Below are 17,353 nucleotides of genomic sequence, written 5' to 3'. Positions count from 1 at the left end.
CGCCACCGGGGTCATGGACCCTGAGCTGCGTTCCGCCATAGGCCGGATCGCCCGGGTCCCCCAGCTCCTGGTCGCCTGCGACTATGACGGCACGCTGGCGCCGATCGTGGAAGACCCGAGCACAGCCGTCCCACTGCCCGAGTCGGTCGCCGCGGTCCGCGCGCTCGCCGCGCTACCGCAGACCACAGTGGCGGTGGTTTCCGGTCGGGCGCTGCGCGACCTGGCCGCGCTCTCGCGGCTGCCGAGCGAGGTGCACCTCGTCGGCAGCCACGGTTCCGAGTTCGACATCGGCTTCGTCGAGCGGCTCTCCCCCGAGTTGGTAGCCGTACGGACCCAGGTCCGCAACGCGCTGCGTGAGATCGCGGCCCAGCACCCGGGCATCCGGCTGGAACGCAAACCGGCGAGCGTCGCGATGCACACCCGTGGGGTCGACCCGCAGATCGCCGCCGCCGCCATCGAGGCGGTCCGCAACGGTCCGGCCACCTTCGACGGCGTCACGGTGACCCAGGGCAAGGAGGTCATCGAACTCTCCGTGGTGGCCACCCACAAGGGCACCGCACTCGACCAGTTGCGGACCCAGCTCGCCTCCAGCGCTGTGCTGTTCATCGGCGACGACATCACCGACGAGAACGGCTTCGGCCACCTGCACGGTCCCGACCTCGGCATCAAGATCGGCCCCGGCGACACCCAGGCCAGCTACCGGGTGGCCGACCCGCTGGAGGCCGCCCGCGCCCTGGCGCTGCTGCTGGAGACCCGGCGGCACTGGCTGTTCGGTGAGCGGGCGGTGCCGATCGAACGGCACTCCATGCTGGCCAACGGTCGTACCGTCGCTCTGCTCACCCCCGAGGCCAAGGTGAGCTGGCTCTGCCACCCCAAGCCGGACTCGGCGGCGATCTTCGCCGACCTGGTCGGTGGCAGCCCGGCCGGCCACTTCAGCATCGCCCCGGAACGTGGCGGCATCCCGCTGGGCCAGCGCTACCGCTCCGGCACGATGACCGTGGAGACTCGCTGGTCCGGGCTCACCGTCACCGACTGGCTGGACAAGCCGGCCCGGGAGACCACCCCGGACGACAGCCCGGCGGTCATCACCGGCGACTCGACACTGGTCCGGGTGCTGACCGGCAGCGGCAAGGTGAAGGTGGAGTTCGCGCCGAGGCCGGAGTTCGGCCAGGTCGCCGTGCAGTTGCAGCCGATCGGCGACGGTCTGCTGGTGCTCGGCTCCAACGAGCCGGTCGCGCTCTACGCCCCCGGTGTGGAGTGGGAGGTCGGCAACGACGGGGGGTACGAGACCGCCAAGGCGATCGTCGACCTCTCCGCCGCCGGTGGGCAGGTAGTGCTGGAGCTGCGCTTCGGCACGCACAGCCTGGAGCACCACCGGGTGCCGATCCACGAGCGGCAGGCCGCCGCCGAGCAGCCGTGGAAGGACTGGGTGGCCTCGCTGCGGCTGCCGTCCACCGCCCGGGACCTGGTCGCGCGCAGCGCCCTCACCCTGCGCGGGCTCTGCCACGAAGCCACCGGCTCGATCCTGGCCGCGGCGACCACCTCGCTCCCCGAGGAGTTGGGCGGCGTCCGCAACTGGGACTACCGCTACTGCTGGCTGCGCGACGCCGCGCTGACCGCCCGCGCACTTGTCGACCTGGGCTCCGTCGAGGAGGCCGAGGCGCTGCTGCGCTGGGTGGACGGCTGCATCGAGCGCACCGGCGGGCACCCGGAACGGCTGCACCCGCTCTACACCATCGACGGCTACGAGTTGGGCGCCGAGGCGGTCATCGACACGCTGCCCGGGTACGCCGGCTCCCGGCCGGTCCGGGTCGGCAACCTCGCCAACCACCAGTTGCAGCTGGACGTCTTCGGCCCGATCGCCGACCTGATCGCGGCCGTCGCCGACGCTCGCGGTTCGGTCCGTGACGACGAGTGGCGGGTCCTGGAGAACATGGTCGAGGCGGTCCGCCGCCGCTGGCACGAGCCCGACCACGGCATCTGGGAAGCCCGGCTGCCACCCCGGCACCACGTCTTCTCCAAGGTGATGTGCTGGATGACAGTCGACCGGGCCCTGCACGTGATGCGCGAGCACGGCGGCGAGGACCGGCCCGAGTGGAAGGACCTGCGCGACCGGATCGGCGCCAACGTGCTGGAGCACGGCTGGCACTCCGACGTCGAGGCGTACAGCGTCGCGTACGGGGACGAGGACATGGACGCCTCGTCGCTCTGGATCGGCCTCTCCGGCCTACTCCCGGGCGACGACCCGCGCTTCCTGTCCACCGTCCTGCGGATCGAGGCGGATCTGCGCAGCGGCCCGGTCGTCTACCGCTACCACTGGGACGACGGCCTGCCCGGCCGTGAGGGCGGCTTCCACATCTGCACGGCGTGGCTGATCGAGGCGTACCTGCGCACCGGCCGCCGCACCGACGCGGAGGAACTGTTCGCGCAGATGGTGCTGACCGCCGGCCCGACCGGGCTGCTCCCCGAGCAGTACGACCCGCTCGCCGAGCGCGGCCTGGGCAACCACCCGCAGGCGTACAGCCACCTTGGTCTGATCCGCTGCGCCCTGCTGCTGGACAACATGCTCAAGCAGTAGTTCGCCGTCTGTGTGACGGGGCCGGAGCGCTTGCGCTCCGGCCCCGTCGGTCACTGCGGGTACGGCAGGCTCGGTTGCCACCCGTGCAGGTGGGCGGCGAGGTCGGCGGGCACCGTCCAGTGCGCGTACGGCAGCAGCGCGCTGCTGCCGGTGTGGACCAGGCACAGGAGTGGGGCGTCGCCGGTGTGGTCGAGCGCGAGCTTCGGTTTGCGGGCCGCGCCGACGCCGCCGAGGCCGAACAGGACAACCGGGTCCCGGACCGGAAGCCCCTGTGCCTGTCGGGCGTCACGCCACCCTCGGTACGCCGCGTCCAGCCGCCAGGGCGCGAGGTCGGCGAGACCGCGGTACAGGTTGGCCACCCAGGTCGGTGTGAGTTCGGCGTCGGAGAGCCGGTACGGCACCCCGGTCAGCAACGCGTCGAGTTCCGGGTCCGTCTCCACACCGGCGTTGAGCAACGCCTCGGGCAACGCGCCACGGCGGACGGCCGCGACCGCGGGAGCGGCCTGCTCGACCCGATCGACCTGCCAGCGAAGCCGTGCCGGGGTGTTCGCCGCTCGGCGGTCCCACAACCAGCGGGCGTTGTCCCAGCGGTGCCGCTGGTTGGCCGGGATCAGGTCGTCGATGCCGACGACCAACTCCTCGCCCTCGACCCGTGCGGTGAGCCACCGGCCCCGCAGGTGCGGCCGCTGCTCGCCGTAGCCGGCCAGTGCGACCACCGCCGACCGCAGGTAGGCGCCGGTGTTCCCGCGCGGGAAGTGCCAGCACAACGCGGACAGGTCGAGGGCCTCGAGGTCGGCGGCGGCCTCGTCCGACACCGCGCCGAACCGGACCGGTGGCGATGCCGCGCTGGCCTGGCGGTTGTCGAACTGTCGACGGTCTCGGCGCTGTCGTGCCTCGGCCCGCTCGACCGACGGGCTGACCGAGCACGCCGCCTTCCTCCCGGCCCACCGCAGCACCTCCGCCCCGGCCGCCTGCGGGTCGCCGAAGAGCCGGAACGCCAACAGCTCGGGCTCGTCGGACCCGTCGTCCTCGGTCACCTGCAGCTCGTACACCAGGTCGCCGGGCGAGCCCAGGTCGTAGGCGGTGTGCGGGTCACGGCCGAACTCGTTGCCGACGAGCGAGTCGCCCGCCTGCTGGCGATAGCCACGGACCACAGTTACCAGGACGGCCCAGGAGCTGTCCGCTTCCGCGCACCTCAGGGTCCGGACCGGAGCATCGCGCCATCGCGAGGGAAGGTCCTCGAAGGTGCTGGTCAGGCCGGGACTCCCGCACAACAGCGCGACGGGTGTGAGCAGTTCCGTTCGCCACGTCTCGTGCGGATCCTTCACGGTGAGCATGGTCGACATTGTGTCGACAGCCACCGACAACCGCCGCAGCTGGCAATCTTGGGACAGTTTCCGTTAGCGCGTAACGAAAACTGTCCGAGATCTACCCTGCCAGCACCCTCCCGCGTCCGGTCGGCTGTCAGCCGTCGAGGGCGCCCACCACGTCGCCCACCACGACGACGGCAGGTGGGCGTAGGTCGGCGGCACGCAGGTCGGCGGCCACCTCGCCCAGCGTGGACCGCAGCACCCGCTGGGTGCCCGTCGTGGCTTCCTGGACGACGGCGGCCGGCGTCTGCGGCGACCGGCCATGGGCGATCAGGGTGGCCGTGATGGCGGCGAGGTTCTTCAACCCCATCAGGATCACCAGGGTGCCGTGCAGACCGGCGAGGGCGTCCCAGCGCACCAGCGAAGCCGGAGCGTCGGGTGCCAGGTGCCCGGAGACCACAGTGAACTCGTGCGCCACCCCCCGATGGGTGACCGGGATGCCAGCCGCTGCCGGCGCGGCGATCGAGCTGGTCACCCCGGGCACCACTGTCACCGGCACGCCGGCGGCCGCGCAGGCCAGCAACTCCTCGCCGCCGCGGCCGAAGACGTACGGGTCACCGCCCTTGAGCCGCACCACGAAGGCGCCGGCCAGGGCCCGGTCGACCAGGATCTGGTTGATCTCCTCCTGGGCCCGGGACGGGCCGTAAGGGATCTTCGAGGCGTCCACCAGCTCGACGTCCGGGCGCAACTCGTCGAGGAGCAGCCCGGGCACCAGCCGGTCGGCGACCACCACGTCGGCCTCGGTGAGTAGCCGCCAACCCTTCACGGTGATCAGCTCCGGGTCCCCCGGCCCCGCCCCAACCAGCGCCACCCGCCCGGCCTGCGGCCCACCGGTCATCCCCGTCGAAGGGTCGGGCCGGCCAGCGATCCCGCCCGGAGCCAGGCGGACCGCCAGGAGGTCACGGATGGCGTCGCGGACGGTCATCGCCCGGCGCGGGTCGCCGCCTCCGAACACCGCCACGGTGACCGGGCCGTGCCGGGTCACCGCCGGGGTCCAGGCGGTGGCGGCCGTCCGGTCGTCGGCCCGGACACAGAAGATCCGCCGCTCGGCGGCGACGGCGCTCACCGAAGCCGCCGCGATCGGGTCGTCGATCGCCACGTGGACCAGCCACGCGCCGTCCAGGTCCTCGGGTGCGAACCGGCGCGGCACCCAGTGCAGCCGACCCGCGTCGACCCGCGCGCGCAGCGCCGGAGTCAGCTCCGGGGCCACCAGCAGGACGTCCGCACCGGCGTCCAGCAGCGCGGGTACGCGCCGGGTGGCGACAGCGCCGCCACCCACCACTACCACCCGCCGCCCGTGCAGCCGCAAACCCAGGGGGTACGGATTGGAGGTCACGCCGCACCACCGAGGCGGACGGCTTCTTCGTCGCGGGTGCTCACTTCTCGGCCACCCCTGCGGAGTCGAAGGTGGCCACCTCGTGCAGCACCCGGACCGCGCCGGTGACCACTGGCAACGCCAGCAGCGCGCCGGTGCCCTCGCCGAGGCGCAGCCCCAGGTCGATCAGCGGATCGAGGCCGAGGTGGCGCAGCGCGACAGTGGCACCGGGCTCGGCAGAGCGGTGGCCGGCGACCATGGCGCAGACCGCGTCCGGGGCGAACGCGGCGGCGGCGAGCGCGGCCGAGACCGCGATCACACCGTCCAGCAGCACCGGCGTGCGGCGCGCTGCGGCCCCCAGGATCAGCCCGGTCAGGGCGGCGTGCTCCAGACCACCGACGGCGGCCAGCACCCCGAGCGGGTCGGTCGGGTCGGGAGTGTGCCGGGCCAGCGCGGCCCGCACCACAGCCACCTTGCGCGCGTACGTCGGGTCGTCGACCCCGGTGCCCCGGCCTGTGGTGTCGAGCGGGTCTTCGCCGGTGAACGCGGCGATGAGCACTGCGGCCGGGGTGGTGTTGCCGATGCCCATGTCCCCGGTGAGCAGGATGCCGGCGCCGGCGTCGATCAGCTCGTCGGCGATCCGGATGCCGGTCCGCACCGCCGCCAGCGCCTCGTCCCGGGTCAGCGCTGTGGTCACCGTGAGGTCGCGGGTGCCCCGGCGGACGGACGCGACAACCAGTCGGGGCACGGCCGGGTCGAGCACCGCCGGGTCGAGGGCCGTCGGGTCGAGCACCGCCGGGTCGGTGGGCAGCGGGGTGGCCACGCCGACGTCGACGACGGTGACCGAGGCGCCGGCCTGCCGGGCGAACGCGTTGACCACCGCTCCGCCGGCCAAGAAGTTGCCGATCATCTGCGCGGTGACCTCCTGCGGCCAGGGACTGACCCCCTGGGCGTGCACCCCGTGGTCGCCGGCGAAGATCGCCACCGCGGCCGGTTCGGGCAGCGGTGGTGGGCAGACTCCGGCCAGGCCGGCGAGCCGTACCGAGAGCTCCTCCAGCGCACCCAGCGAGCCCGCCGGCTTGGTCAGCCGGCCGTGCAACTCGCGGGCGGCGGCCATGGCCGCCTCGTCCGCCGCGCGGATCGCCGCGATCGTGGTCTCCAGCATCATGCCTCCATGGTCTCGCGCAGCACGTCGATGAACGCGTCGGTGGTGTTTCGGTCGCGTACGGCCACCCGCAGCCAGTCCGGGCCGAGGCCGGGGAACGTGTCGCCTCGGCGCACCGCCCAGCCGCGCTCGCGCAGGGCGGCCCGGATCGCTGTCGCGCCCGGCAGGCGCAGCAGGACGAACGCGCTGGCGGGACGGCCGACGACGCGTACACCGGGCAGTTCGGCGAGGCGCGCTACCAGGTGGTCGCGGTCGGCGGCGAGGTCGGCGGCGATCGCGCGTTCGGCGTCGACCGCGACGGCGCTGGCGCAGGCCGACGCGGCCGCCAGCGCGGGCGTGGAGACGGCCCAGAGCGGCTGGACGGCGGCCAGCCGGGACAGCAGCTCCGCGGCGCCCAGCAGGTAGCCGATCCGCAGGCCGGCCAGGCCCCACGTCTTGGTGAGGCTGCGCACCACGAGCAGGCCGGGCAGATCGCGGCGTTCGGCCAGCGACTCCGGTTCGCCGGGGTGCCCGGCGGCGATGGTGGTGTCGGCGAACGCCTCGTCGACCACCAGCACCCGGCCGGGGCGGGCCAGCGCGGCCACCGTCTGGGCGGGGTGCAGCACCGAGGTCGGGTTCGTCGGGTTGCCGATCATCACGAGGTCGGCGTCGGCGGGCACCCGGGACGGGTCGAGCCGGAAGTCGTCGGCGGCGTCGAGCAGCACCCGCTCGACCGGGTGTCCGGCGGCCCGCAGCGCCGCCTCCGGCTCGGTGAACTGGGGGTGTACCACCACGGGGCGGTGCACGCCGCGCAGCGCCTGGGCGATCAGCACGAAACCCTCGGCGGCGCCGGCGGTGAGCAGCACCTCGTTCGGGTGACGGCGGTGTCGGGCGGCGACCGCCGCCCGGGCCGGTGCCGGGTCCGGATAGCGGGCCAGGTCGGTCAGGGTGGCCGCGATCGGGTGGGCCAGCCAGTCGGGAGGCCGCGCCCGCCGAACGTTGACGGCGAGGTCGATCAGGCCGGCGGTGGCCTCCGCGTCGCCGTGGTGAGCGAGGTCCGGCTCGACCCCGGTGGGTGGGGCGACAGCGCTCGGCTGATCAGACATGTCCGCGATCCTGCCGGGAAGGTGGCCGGTGGGACAGTCGATGTCGGCGTAAGCCGCGTCACCACCCGGCGGTTTAAGAGTTCTTCTCATGTACGAATCGGAAATGTCATAACTTGACCAGGTGAGCAACCGACCCCTTGCTGCCGCTGGTCGTCTCGTCCCTCTCCTCCGCGCCGGACTGATCGCCGGAATCGTGATCGCCGCCGCCGCGTACCCACTGGTCGCCCTCACCGGGCTCGGCGCGAAGGCCACCGCGCACGCCGTGGATCAGAAGACCCGGGTGCTGAAGACCGCCCTGCCCGCCGAGACCTCGTACGTCTACGGCCCGGACGGCAAGACCGTGCTGACCATGTTCTACGAGGAGTACCGGCAGTACACCAAGCTGTCGGACATGTCGCCGAACATCCAACAGGCGATCGTGGCCGCCGAGGACTCCCGCTTCTACCAGCACCACGGCGTCGACCCGAAGGGCGTGGCCCGGGCCTTCGTCTCCAACGCCCGCTCCGGCGGCTCCCAGGGCGCGTCGACGCTGACCATGCAGTACGTCCGGATGGCCCTGCGGGACAGCGCGACCACGCCCAAGGAGGTCCAGGAAGCCACCCAGCAGACCAGCATTCGCAAGGTCAAGGAAATGCGGATGGCGCTGGACCTGGAGAAGGAGATGAGCAAGGAACAGATCATGGAGCGGTACCTGAACTCGGCGTACTTCGGGCACCGGGCGTACGGCATCTACGCGGCCAGCGAGATCTTCTTCTCCAAGACCCCGAAGGACCTCACCCCGGTCGAGGCCGCCACCCTCGCCGGACTGGTCAAGTCCCCCTCCGAGTACGACCCGGCCGACTCCGACCAGAAGGAGGCCACCGGGCGGCGCAACTACGTGCTGGACCGGATGAGCCAACTCGGCTACCTCTCCCCCGACTCGGCCGCCGCCGCCAAGTCCGAGCCGATCCGGCTCAAGCTGACCACCCCACCGCACGACTGCGCCGCGGTGGCGGAGAAGTACAACAGCTGGGGCTTCGCCTGCGACTACCTGAAGAACTGGTGGAGCGCGCAGCCCGCGTTCGGCGCGAACCGGCTGGAACGGATGGACAACCTCCGCCGGGGCGGCTACCGGATCGTGCTCAGCCTCGACCCGAAGATCCAGGAGGCGGCGGAGAAGAACGTCGGCGCCAAGGAAGCCACCGGCAGCCCGTTCGCCAACGGCATAGTGGTCTCCGAGCCGGGCACCGGGCGGGTGAAGGCCATGGCGGTGAACCGGACGTACTCGCTGGACCTGGCCGAAAACCCGCAGAGCTCCAACCCCGAGGCCGGGCCGAAGGTGAAGGCCAACTACCCGAACACTGTGGCACCACTGCTCGGCGGCGGTGACCTGGCCGGCTACCAGGCCGGCTCGACGTTCAAGATGTTCCCGATGCTGGCCGCCCTCGACGCGGGGATGCCCCTCTCCACCTCGTTCAACGCGCCACACCGCTACCGGTCCGAGGTCTACGACGGGTGGGCGCCCTCCAACGCCAGCGGCGCCATGTCCGGCCAGCAGACCATGTGGTCCGGCTTCGGCAAGTCGGTGAACACGTACTTCGTCTGGCTGGAGGAGAAGGTCGGCGCGGACCGGGCGGTCCGGTTGGCCGAACAGCTCGGGCTGCGGTGGCGCACCGACGTCGACCGGGACCACGCGTCCCCGGACAAGGCGAAGAAGTGGGGCGCGTTCACCCTGGGAGTCTCCGACGCCACCCCGCTGGAGATGGCGAACGCGTACGCCGCGATCGCGGCCGACGGCCGCTACTGCGAGGCCATCCCCGTGCAAGCCATCATGAACCGGGACGGCACACCCGCCACCTACGCCACAGCGGGCGGTCTGCACCGTGAGGTGGCCAAGCCGCGCTGCCGGCAGGTGGTGAGCGCGGACGCCGCACGGGCGGCCACCGACGCGGCCCGCTGCCCGACCGGCGACACCCCGGCGCGCGGCAGCTGCGGCGGCTGGTCCACCGCCGACAGCGTGCGCGGCACAGTCGGACGCCCGGTGGCCGGCAAGACCGGTACGACCGACAGCACCCGGTCGGCCTGGTTCGTGGGCTACACCCCGGAGTTGGCAGCGGCGAGCTTCATCTCCGACCCGGACAACCCGTTCAACGCGGTCGGTGACGGGCAGTCCCAGATCCCGATCAAGGCGGTTTCGGAGACCCTGCGCGACGGCCTGAAGGGCACCCCGACCCGCCAGTTCACCCCACCGTCGGACGCCATCGTCGGCTGACGGGTCACGGGCCGGTGCGCGCCGCTCAGCGCAGGTCGGCGGCGACGAACGACCACAACTCCAGATCCACCCGGCCGCCGCTGACGAACCCGGCGTTGCGCAGCAGGCCCTCGTAGCTGAACCCGCCCTTCTCGGCGACCCGGCGCGAGGCCAGGTTGCCGGGAGCCACCCGCAGCTCGACCCGCTGGAAGCCGTGCTCCAGGATCAGCGCGATGGCCACCGCGTCGACCGCCTCGGCGGCGAAGCCGAAGCCCCGCGCGTGCGCCGCCATCGCGTAGGAGATCTCGGTGAGGCGGGCGCCCCAGTCGGTGCGCCGGGTCCACAGCGAGCCCACCACCTGGTCGTCCTCGCGCCGGAGCACCGCGTAGTGGTCGCCCTCCCCGCTGTCGCGCCGCTGCCGGGCCAGGTCGGTGCACCAGGCCAGCCCGTCGATCGGGCCGGAGTCGTCGGGCAGCGGCAGCCAACGCCGGGTCAGCTTGTCGGCGAAGATCTCCCCGGCCGCCGCCGCGTCGGCCGCCGTGAGCTGACGCACCTCGGTACGCGGGGTGGAGACGGTCAACGTCGGGAACCGGCGCACCGCCACCTGGCCGATCACACCGACACCTCGCCCGGCTGTGCTGGTACCACCTCGCTCGTCGGGTCGGCCGCCGCCGCGGCGACCAACCGGGCCGCCGTCGCCGGATGGCTCGCCCAGTGCACTGTGAGCTGCGAGGCGTGCACGTTGCGCCAGACGAAGCCTTCCGGCGCGCCGCCGTCCCAACTCCAGGCCGGGCGCTGACCAGCGCGGGGGGTGAGCACCGCACGGTGTGCCTTGTGCCCGACCAGCACCGTGCCGGTGGCGGCGACCACGCTGTCGGTCTGGGCGGTCGCCTCCCGGTAACCGGCCACCACCCCGTCACGGCTGACGCCGACCGCGTCCAGGACACCGCACATCGGCAGCCCGTCCAGTTCCCGGGCCAGCCAGAGCAGCCCGGCGCCCTCGGCGATCACCGGACGCCCCGTCCGCGCCAACTCGGCCACCGCGATGCAGAGCCGCCGGTTGGCCGACAACTGCTCGGCGTACGCCTCGGGTAGCGCGCCGCCGACGACCAGTGCGCGGGTACCGACCGGCAGCGCCTCGTCGCGCAGCGGGTCGACGACGACGACCTCGGCGCCGGCGGCCCGGAGCAACTCGCTGGTCTCCGGGTGACTGAAGCTGCCGCCCGGCCCACCGGCCACCGCCACCAGTGGGCGGTTCGCCGGGGGTGTGAACGTGCCGAGGGCCTCCTCGGGAGACCAGGCCGGCCCCGGCAGCGGCGGAGCGGAGCGGGCCAGCCCGAGCAGCCGTTCCAGGTCGACAGTGGCGGCGACGGCCTCGCCCAGCCGGCGGACCGCACGGACGGCGTCGGCCGACTCGTCGACCACCGGCGCCACCCCGTGCCGTCGCGACGGCAGCACCGGGGGCAGGTCCTGTCGACGCAGCGCGCCGTAGACGGGCACCCCCACGTCATCCAACGCCTCGCGCAGCATCCCCTCGTGTCGCGACGACGCCACCCGGTTGAGGATCACCCCGCCGAGCCACAACTGCTCGTCGTAGGAGCGGAAACCGTGCACCAGGGCCGCCACCGACTGACCCATCGCGGCCACGTCGACAACGAGCACCACCGGGCTGCGCAGCGCGGCGGCCGCGGCGGCGGTGGACTCCTGCTCGGGACGGCCACCGACCGAGTCGTACAGCCCCATGCTGCCCTGCACCACGGCCAGCCCGGCACCGGCGGCACCGTGCGCCACCAGTGGGGCGAGCCGGTCGAGACCTACCAGTCGGGGGTCGATCATCCGGCCCGGCCGACCGGAGGCGAGGCCGAGGTAGGCGGCGTCGACGTGGTCCGGCCCAAGCTTGAACCCGGCGACGTCGACCCCTCGCTCGGCCAGGGCGGCGAGCAGCCCGATCGCCAGCGCGTTCTTACCGTGCCCGGAGGACGGCGCGCTGAGCACCAGGCGCGGCACGACGGTCATCATCGACTCCTCGCGAGCGGTGGCGGGTACGCGACGGGACGACCGAGGCCGATCCGTCGGCGTGACGATACCCGCCCGGCTGAAGGCGCGAGCACCGCCAACCGGGGTGGGCGGCCCGGCCCTGGCAGTGCCCCGGGCGTCGGCCGCGGCCCGGTCCCGGCCCGGTCCAGCTCAGTGGCGCCGGTCATACGAGTAGCCTCGGTGCCGTGTACCGGTTCCTGCTGAGCCCACGCTGGCTGGGCGCTCTCGCGCTGACCCTGGTCGCGGCCGCCGTCATGGTGTTCCTCGGCAACTGGCAGCTGGACCGTTACCGGGGGCGCACCGAGGTCAACGAGCGGATCGACGCGGGCCAGCGGATGGCTCCCGTGCCGCTCGCCGACGCGCTGCGCGCTCCCGCTGGCGGCGCGGGGACGGCCGGTCCGGCCCCCGCCGCGGACAAGGTCTGGACCCGGGTCACCGTCACCGGCCGGTACGACCCCACGAACACCGTGCTGGTCCGTGGCCGGACGGTGGACAGCCGGGTCGGTTTCGAGGTGCTCACGCCGCTGGTGCTCGCCGACGGCACGGCGCTGCTGGTGGACAGGGGCTGGATCCCACCGGCGCCCGGTGGGGCGACCGCCCAGCCGTCGGTGCCGGCCGCGCCGACCGGCGACGTGACTGTGGTCGGCCGGGTGCACGAGACGGAGAGCGGCGCTGGCGCGGTGGCCCGACGCGACGGGCTGCTGGAGATCCGGCGGGTCGGGGTGTCGCGGCTGGCCGGCGAGCTTCCCTACCCGGTCTACGGTGCCTATCTGCTGCTCGACGAGCAGACCCCGGCGGCCGATCCGGTGTTCAAGGCGGTGCCGGTCGGGCACGCCAACAACTGGCAGAACTTCGGCTACGTCGTGCAGTGGTGGTTGTTCGCGGTGATGGCCCTCTTCGGCTATGGCTGGGTGGCCCGTCGGGAGGCCCGCCGGGCCGCCGGCATCGGCGCCACCCCGGCTCCGCTGGACCGCGCCGCCGAGCCGACGCCGACCGCTTCTGCCTGACCTCGCCCGGTCAGCCGCTCACGCGGCCGGCGTGGATGGCGCGGACCGCGTCGATGGTGTCCGCCTCCGCGGCGGACTTGTCGTCGCGATAGCGCACCACCCGGGCGAACCGCAGCGCCATCCCACCGGGGTAGCGCGAACTCGTCTGCACCCCGTCGAAGGCGATCTCCACCACCTGTTCGGGCCGAACCCGGACCACCCAGTCGCCGCGTTCCACGGCGAGGCCGAGGAACCGCTCGGTCTGCCACCGCAGCAGCTCGTCGGTGAGCCCCTTGAACGTCTTGCCGAGCATCACGAAGTCGCCGGTGCGCGCGTCACGCGCACCCAGATGCAGGTTGGACAGCCAACCTTTGCGTCGGCCGCTGCCCCACTCGACGGCGAGCACCACCAGGTCGAGGGTGTGCCGCGGTTTCACCTTGACCCAGGCGGCACCGCGCCGGCCAGCGTCGTAGGGGGCGTCCGGCGCCTTGACCACCACGCCCTCCTGCCCGGCGTCGAGCGCGGCGGCGAAGGCGGCGGCGGCCTGCTCCGGGCCGTCGACCTCCATCCGGCCGACCAGCAGCGACGAATCCACCGAACCGGCGAGGGCGGCCCATCGTTCCCGGCCGGGAAGGTCGATCAGATCCTGGCCGTCGAGGTGCAGCAGGTCGAAGAAGTACGGGGTGAGCACCGTCGCACCCGTGCTGGCGGCCGCCGCGAGCACCGCCGGAGCGACAGGTGTGCGCCCGGTGGTGCTGGGGGTGGTGCGTCGGGCGGCCCGGCTCGACGTCTGCTGGAACGGCAGTGGGCGGCCGGTCTCGTCCAGGCCGATCGCCTCGCCGTCGAGGACCAACTCCCGGCCCGGCAGAGCACGGACCGCGGCGACCACCTCGGGCACCCGGGTGGTGATCTCGTCGAGGCTGCGGGTGAACACGGCGATGTCGGTGCCGGAGCGGTGCACCTGGATGCGGATGCCGTCGAGCTTCACGTCGACCACCGCCGGCGTGCCGGTCGCGGCGAGCGCCTCGTCGACAGTGGGGGCGCTCTGCGCGAGCATCGGCGCCAGCGGGCGGCCGACCTGTAGACCGAACCCGGCCAACTCGGCGGCCCCTCCGGCCAGCGCGGCCACCGCCACGGCCCGGAGATCACCGGCGAGCAGCAGTGCCCGGCGGACCGCCGCCACCGGCACCTCGGCGGCCCGGGCCACCGCGTCCGCGAGCAGGCCGGCCTGGGCGCCCTGCCGCAGCTCGCCACTGAACAGGCCGGTGAGCAGCCTCTGCTCGTCGGCAGTGGCCGCCGCGTAGAGGGCACCGAGCAGCGCCCGACGCCGAGCCTGTGAGCCCGAGCCGTGCACCGCGGCGATCTGCGCGATGGCCGCGTCCACGGCGGCCACCGTCAACGTCGGCTCGGCGGCCGGCGGCGGCAGGTCACGCAGGCTCGCGTAGCCGACCCCGGTCTGCCGTTGGCGCAGCTCACCGGCGAGATAGCCGGCGCCGGGCTCAACCTCGCCAGGATCGAGCCGGCGCAGCGCGTCAGCGAGCAACTCCACCTTGGCCCGTCGGCCGCTGGTGGCGCCGACGGCGGCGGAGGTCGCTGCCAGATCGAGGAACCGCACGCAGCTCATCCTGCCAGTCACCTCCGACACCGCCCGGGCATTGCCGTGCCCGGGCGGTGTCGGCAGGGTGCCGCCCACTCACGCGGACGACGGATCAGGGCCTAGGCGGAGATGGGCTCCTCGATGCGCAAGCCTCGGGCGCGGACCTCGCCGGCGACCCGGGCGAGCACCGAGTCGAGGGCGACCAGTGCGGCGGAGAGCTCACCGAGCTGTTCGTTGAGCGTGTCCTCGGACCACGCGGAGACATCGACATCTCCCAGCGCGCTGACAGCGGCCCCCAACCGGGCCATCACCTCGTTCGTACTCATGTACGAAAGGCTATAACAGCTGACCATCCGACACGCCGTAAACTCCCAGATCAGGCCCAAAGTTGCCGTTCTGACACCTAACTGCTCACGGCCGCCACGTTGCGCAGAAGCAGTGCCTCGGCGAGGCAGACCCGGGCGAACTCACCCAGGTGCAGACTCTCGTTCGGGCCGTGCGCGCGGGCGTGCGGGTCCTCCACGCCGGTCACCAGGATCGCCGCCTTCGGGAACATCTCCTGGAAGGTGGCAATGAACGGAATCGAGCCGCCTACGCCGATGTCCACCGGGTCGGTGCCGTCCCAGGCGGTCCGGAAAGCCGAACGGGCGGCGTCGAACATCGGCCCGGACGCGTCGATCACGCACGGGTCGCCGTCGTGTTCGAAGGTGACGGTCACCTGCGCCCCCCACGGCGCGCGCTGCTCCAGGTGCGCGCGCACCGCCGCGTACGCCCGCTTGGGGTCGTCGCCCGGGGCGAGGCGAATGCTGAGCTTCGCCTTCGCGGCCGGGACCAGGGCGTTCGGCGCCTCGCCGGTGGACGGCGCGTCGACCCCCAGAATGGCCAGCGCCGGCTTGGTCCAGAGCCGGTCGGTCATCCGGCCGGTGCCGATGAACTGCACGCCGTCGGCGAGCCCCGCCTCGGCCCGGACCCGGTCCTCCGGGTAGTCGACGGTGGCGCCCTCCCGGCCGACCAGGCCGTCCACTGCCACGTCACCGGCGTCGTCGTGCAGCGTCGCCAACAGCCGGACCAACGCGGTGAGCGCGTCCGGCACGACGCCGCCGAACATGCCGCTGTGCACCGCGTGGTCCAGCGTGCGCACCTCGACGAAGCAGTTGACGATGCCCCGCAGCGAGGTGGTCAACGCCGGTACGCCGATGTCCCAGTTGCCGGAGTCGGCGATCACGATGACGTCCGAGGTGATCTCGTCGCGGTGCTCGGCCAGCAGTTGCTCCAGCGAATCGGAGCCGTACTCCTCCTCGCCCTCGATGAAGAGGACCACGCCGACCGGCAGCGCGTCACCGTACGCGCGCAGCGCCGCCACGTGCGCCATCACGCCGGCCTTGTCGTCGGCCGCGCCCCGGGCGTAGAGCCGGCCGTCCCGTTCCACCGGCTCGAACGGGTCGGACTCCCACAGCGACCGGTCGCCGACCGGCTGGACGTCGTGGTGGGCGTAGAGCAGCACTGTGGGCGCGCCGGGCGGGGCGGCCCGACGGCCGATCACCGCCGGCTGGCCGCCGGATCGCACGATGTCGACGTCCAGGCCACAGCCGCGCAGCAGCTCGGCGACCGCCTCGGCGGAGCGTTCCACGTGCGAGTGGTCGAAGCCCTCGAAGGCGATGCCGGGGATGCGGACGAGGCGCTCCAGGTCGGCCCGGACGCCGGGCATCTCCCGCTCGACGGCGGCCCGCACCTCGGACTCGGACATGATCGGTGAGGTCATGACCGGCATCGTATGCCGGCCTTACCGAGGAGTGTCGGCGGAGCCCGTACCGTCACCGCTGTCCGCGGGGCCGGCGCCGGCCCGCGCGCCCGGGGCGGCCCGCCCGGCGCGATGTGCGCGGCCGGCCGCCTCGGTGGCGGCGTCCATCCAGGAACGGGCCCGACCGGCGGTGCCGCCCACCCACTCGCCGACGTCGCTCGCGCCGTCGCCGAGCCGACGCAGCAACCCGACCAGTGGGTCGGTGGACCTGCTGAACTCCTCGCGGTACGACTCGGCAGCCGCCTTGATCTCCTCGGACACGCTTGTCGAGCTGTCGTCCTCGCGGCGCGGATAGTCCCCGGCCAGAACCTGCCCGTACGCCCCGGAGTCGATCCACTGGCGCAGCGACGCCGCCCGCGCCACCGGCACCGGGTGGGTACTCCACGCGGTCATCCGGATCTTGTGCAGGCTGTCGCGCAGGTCGCCGCCGCCGGCGTACTCGGCGGCCTGCTCCAGGAAGGCGGTGGTGTCGACCTGGGACAGGTCACCGCCGCCGGCGAGCTTCATCAGCAGTCGCAGCGCGGCGGCCGGGTCCTGCCCGGCGAGCAGGCCGGCCCTGTCGGCGGAGAGTTCCGCCTTGCGCCACCACTCCAGCATCGCCGCGATGATGGCGCGCAGCGCGATCGCGCCGACCGGCAGCCAGCTCAGGTTGGCCGCCCACCGGGTGAGGATCATGAGCATGGTCTTGTAGACCGCGTGCCCGCTGCCCACGTGCCCCAACTCGTGGCCGAGCAGGCAGCGCAGCTCGTCCTCGTCGAGTTGCTGCACACAGGCGGAGTTCAGCACGATGAACGGCCGCTCCAACCCGACCGCCTCGGCGCCCAACCAGGGCGACTGGGTCACGTACAGCTCGGGCAACTCGGCCACGTCGAGCACCGCCGCCGCCTCGGTGTAGCGCTGCCACACCGCCGGGTACTGCCGATGGTCGACCCGGATGCCGGAGGCCAGCACGGACAGCCGGAAACCCCGCTCGTTCCACATCCCGAAGAACGCCCGCAGCACGTCGTCGAAACCACGCAGCTCCCGCAGCGCGACCAGGGCACCCCGGTCGGCCGGATGCTCCCAGGCCCGCGAGCTGATGCCGGTGAGGGTGATCCGACGCCGCGCTGGCGCGTCCGCTGCCGTCATTGTGGGCTCCCCGTTCGCCGTAGCTCTTCGCATCGTGCCGCAGTCGGTGGCCCACGTCCAT

The 17,353-nt window shown here is 73.1% G+C and carries 13 protein-coding genes; 3 read left to right on the top strand and 10 right to left on the bottom strand.

The genetic code is table 11. From position 1 onward, the window contains the following. Positions 1–13 precede the first annotated feature (13 nt). Positions 14–2,578 carry a trehalose-phosphatase gene (otsB, locus tag OG992_RS27125; RefSeq protein ID WP_238685505.1) on the top strand — a complete coding sequence of 855 codons (2,565 nt, stop codon included), beginning with the start codon at positions 14–16 and terminating at the stop codon, positions 2,576–2,578. A 50-nt stretch (positions 2,579–2,628) separates the two neighbouring features. Here otsB and OG992_RS27120 read toward each other — a convergent pair whose 3' ends face one another. The 4 genes from OG992_RS27120 to cobC form a co-directional block, all read right to left on the bottom strand. Then, complete coding sequence (locus OG992_RS27120; RefSeq protein ID WP_266304602.1) at positions 2,629–3,915, bottom strand: hypothetical protein; 1,287 nt, start codon at positions 3,913–3,915, stop codon at positions 2,629–2,631. 127 nt (positions 3,916–4,042) lie between these two features. Next, positions 4,043–5,284, bottom strand: a complete 1,242-nt coding sequence (gene cobA / locus OG992_RS27115) for a uroporphyrinogen-III C-methyltransferase (protein ID WP_266304601.1) — start codon at positions 5,282–5,284, stop codon at positions 4,043–4,045. Between the two features lie 40 nt (positions 5,285–5,324). Continuing rightward, on the bottom strand, positions 5,325–6,428 hold the full coding sequence (cobT, locus tag OG992_RS27110) for a nicotinate-nucleotide--dimethylbenzimidazole phosphoribosyltransferase (RefSeq protein WP_238685506.1): 1,104 nt from the start codon (positions 6,426–6,428) through the stop codon (positions 5,325–5,327). After that, positions 6,428–7,513, bottom strand: a complete 1,086-nt coding sequence (gene cobC, locus OG992_RS27105) for an Rv2231c family pyridoxal phosphate-dependent protein CobC (protein WP_266304600.1) — start codon at positions 7,511–7,513, stop codon at positions 6,428–6,430. The genes cobT and cobC overlap by 1 nt, the downstream gene beginning before the upstream one ends. A gap of 121 nt (positions 7,514–7,634) precedes the next feature. On the opposite strand from cobC, the gene OG992_RS27100 reads away from it, so the two are divergent. Further along, positions 7,635–9,764: a transglycosylase domain-containing protein gene (locus OG992_RS27100; protein WP_238685464.1), complete on the top strand. Its 2,130-nt coding sequence runs from the start codon at positions 7,635–7,637 to the stop codon at positions 9,762–9,764. Positions 9,765–9,789: 25 nt separating this feature from the next. Here the strand turns inward: OG992_RS27100 and OG992_RS27095 are convergent, their stop codons facing one another. Both OG992_RS27095 and OG992_RS27090 read right to left on the bottom strand, forming a co-directional pair. Then, on the bottom strand, positions 9,790–10,359 hold the full coding sequence (locus tag OG992_RS27095) for a GNAT family N-acetyltransferase (protein WP_238685465.1): 570 nt from the start codon (positions 10,357–10,359) through the stop codon (positions 9,790–9,792). Next, a complete protein-coding gene (locus OG992_RS27090) occupies positions 10,356–11,759 on the bottom strand; it encodes a cobyrinate a,c-diamide synthase (protein ID WP_266304599.1) in 1,404 nt (467 codons plus the stop codon). Before OG992_RS27090 ends, OG992_RS27095 begins: the two co-directional genes overlap by 4 nt. Before the next feature lie 206 nt (positions 11,760–11,965). Here OG992_RS27090 and OG992_RS27085 point away from each other — a divergent pair, with 206 nt between their 5' ends. Beyond that, positions 11,966–12,787, top strand: a complete 822-nt coding sequence (locus tag OG992_RS27085) for an SURF1 family protein (protein ID WP_266304598.1) — start codon at positions 11,966–11,968, stop codon at positions 12,785–12,787. 10 nt (positions 12,788–12,797) lie between these two features. Here OG992_RS27085 and OG992_RS27080 read toward each other — a convergent pair whose 3' ends face one another. The 4 genes from OG992_RS27080 to OG992_RS27065 form a co-directional block, all read right to left on the bottom strand. Further along, the gene (locus tag OG992_RS27080; RefSeq protein ID WP_266304597.1) at positions 12,798–14,390 is read right to left on the bottom strand and encodes an ATP-dependent DNA ligase; all 1,593 of its coding nucleotides are present in this window, start codon (positions 14,388–14,390) and stop codon (positions 12,798–12,800) included. 92 nt (positions 14,391–14,482) lie between these two features. After that, on the bottom strand, positions 14,483–14,689 hold the full coding sequence (locus OG992_RS27075) for a hypothetical protein (RefSeq protein ID WP_266304596.1): 207 nt from the start codon (positions 14,687–14,689) through the stop codon (positions 14,483–14,485). A 77-nt stretch (positions 14,690–14,766) separates the two neighbouring features. Continuing rightward, on the bottom strand, positions 14,767–16,110 hold the full coding sequence (locus OG992_RS27070) for a dipeptidase (RefSeq protein ID WP_266305283.1): 1,344 nt from the start codon (positions 16,108–16,110) through the stop codon (positions 14,767–14,769). A gap of 36 nt (positions 16,111–16,146) precedes the next feature. After that, positions 16,147–17,292 (bottom strand): M48 family metallopeptidase, encoded by a 1,146-nt coding sequence (locus OG992_RS27065; protein WP_238685470.1) that lies wholly within the window; start codon positions 17,290–17,292, stop codon positions 16,147–16,149. Positions 17,293–17,353: the final 61 nt, after the last annotated feature.

Source organism: Micromonospora sp. NBC_00362 (assembly GCF_026342155.1).
GTDB classification, from domain to species: domain Bacteria; phylum Actinomycetota; class Actinomycetes; order Mycobacteriales; family Micromonosporaceae; genus Micromonospora; species Micromonospora hortensis.
The sequence above is the reverse complement of the archived record's forward strand: the minus strand, read 5'-3'. Positions and strand labels throughout refer to the sequence as shown.

Excerpts from the sequence above, each read along its gene's own strand:
- otsB (WP_238685505.1), top strand. The coding sequence starts at position 14 with ATGGACCCTGAGCTGCGTTCCGCCATAGGCCGGATCGCCCGGGTCCCC.
- OG992_RS27120 (WP_266304602.1), bottom strand. The coding sequence starts at position 3,915 with ATGCTCACCGTGAAGGATCCGCACGAGACGTGGCGAACGGAACTGCTC.
- cobT (WP_238685506.1), bottom strand. The coding sequence starts at position 6,428 with ATGCTGGAGACCACGATCGCGGCGATCCGCGCGGCGGACGAGGCGGCC.
- cobC (WP_266304600.1), bottom strand. The coding sequence starts at position 7,513 with ATGTCTGATCAGCCGAGCGCTGTCGCCCCACCCACCGGGGTCGAGCCG.
- OG992_RS27090 (WP_266304599.1), bottom strand. The coding sequence starts at position 11,759 with ATGACCGTCGTGCCGCGCCTGGTGCTCAGCGCGCCGTCCTCCGGGCAC.
- OG992_RS27080 (WP_266304597.1), bottom strand. The coding sequence starts at position 14,390 with ATGAGCTGCGTGCGGTTCCTCGATCTGGCAGCGACCTCCGCCGCCGTC.
- OG992_RS27075 (WP_266304596.1), bottom strand. The coding sequence starts at position 14,689 with ATGAGTACGAACGAGGTGATGGCCCGGTTGGGGGCCGCTGTCAGCGCG.
- OG992_RS27070 (WP_266305283.1), bottom strand. The coding sequence starts at position 16,110 with ATGTCCGAGTCCGAGGTGCGGGCCGCCGTCGAGCGGGAGATGCCCGGC.
- OG992_RS27065 (WP_238685470.1), bottom strand. The coding sequence starts at position 17,292 with ATGACGGCAGCGGACGCGCCAGCGCGGCGTCGGATCACCCTCACCGGC.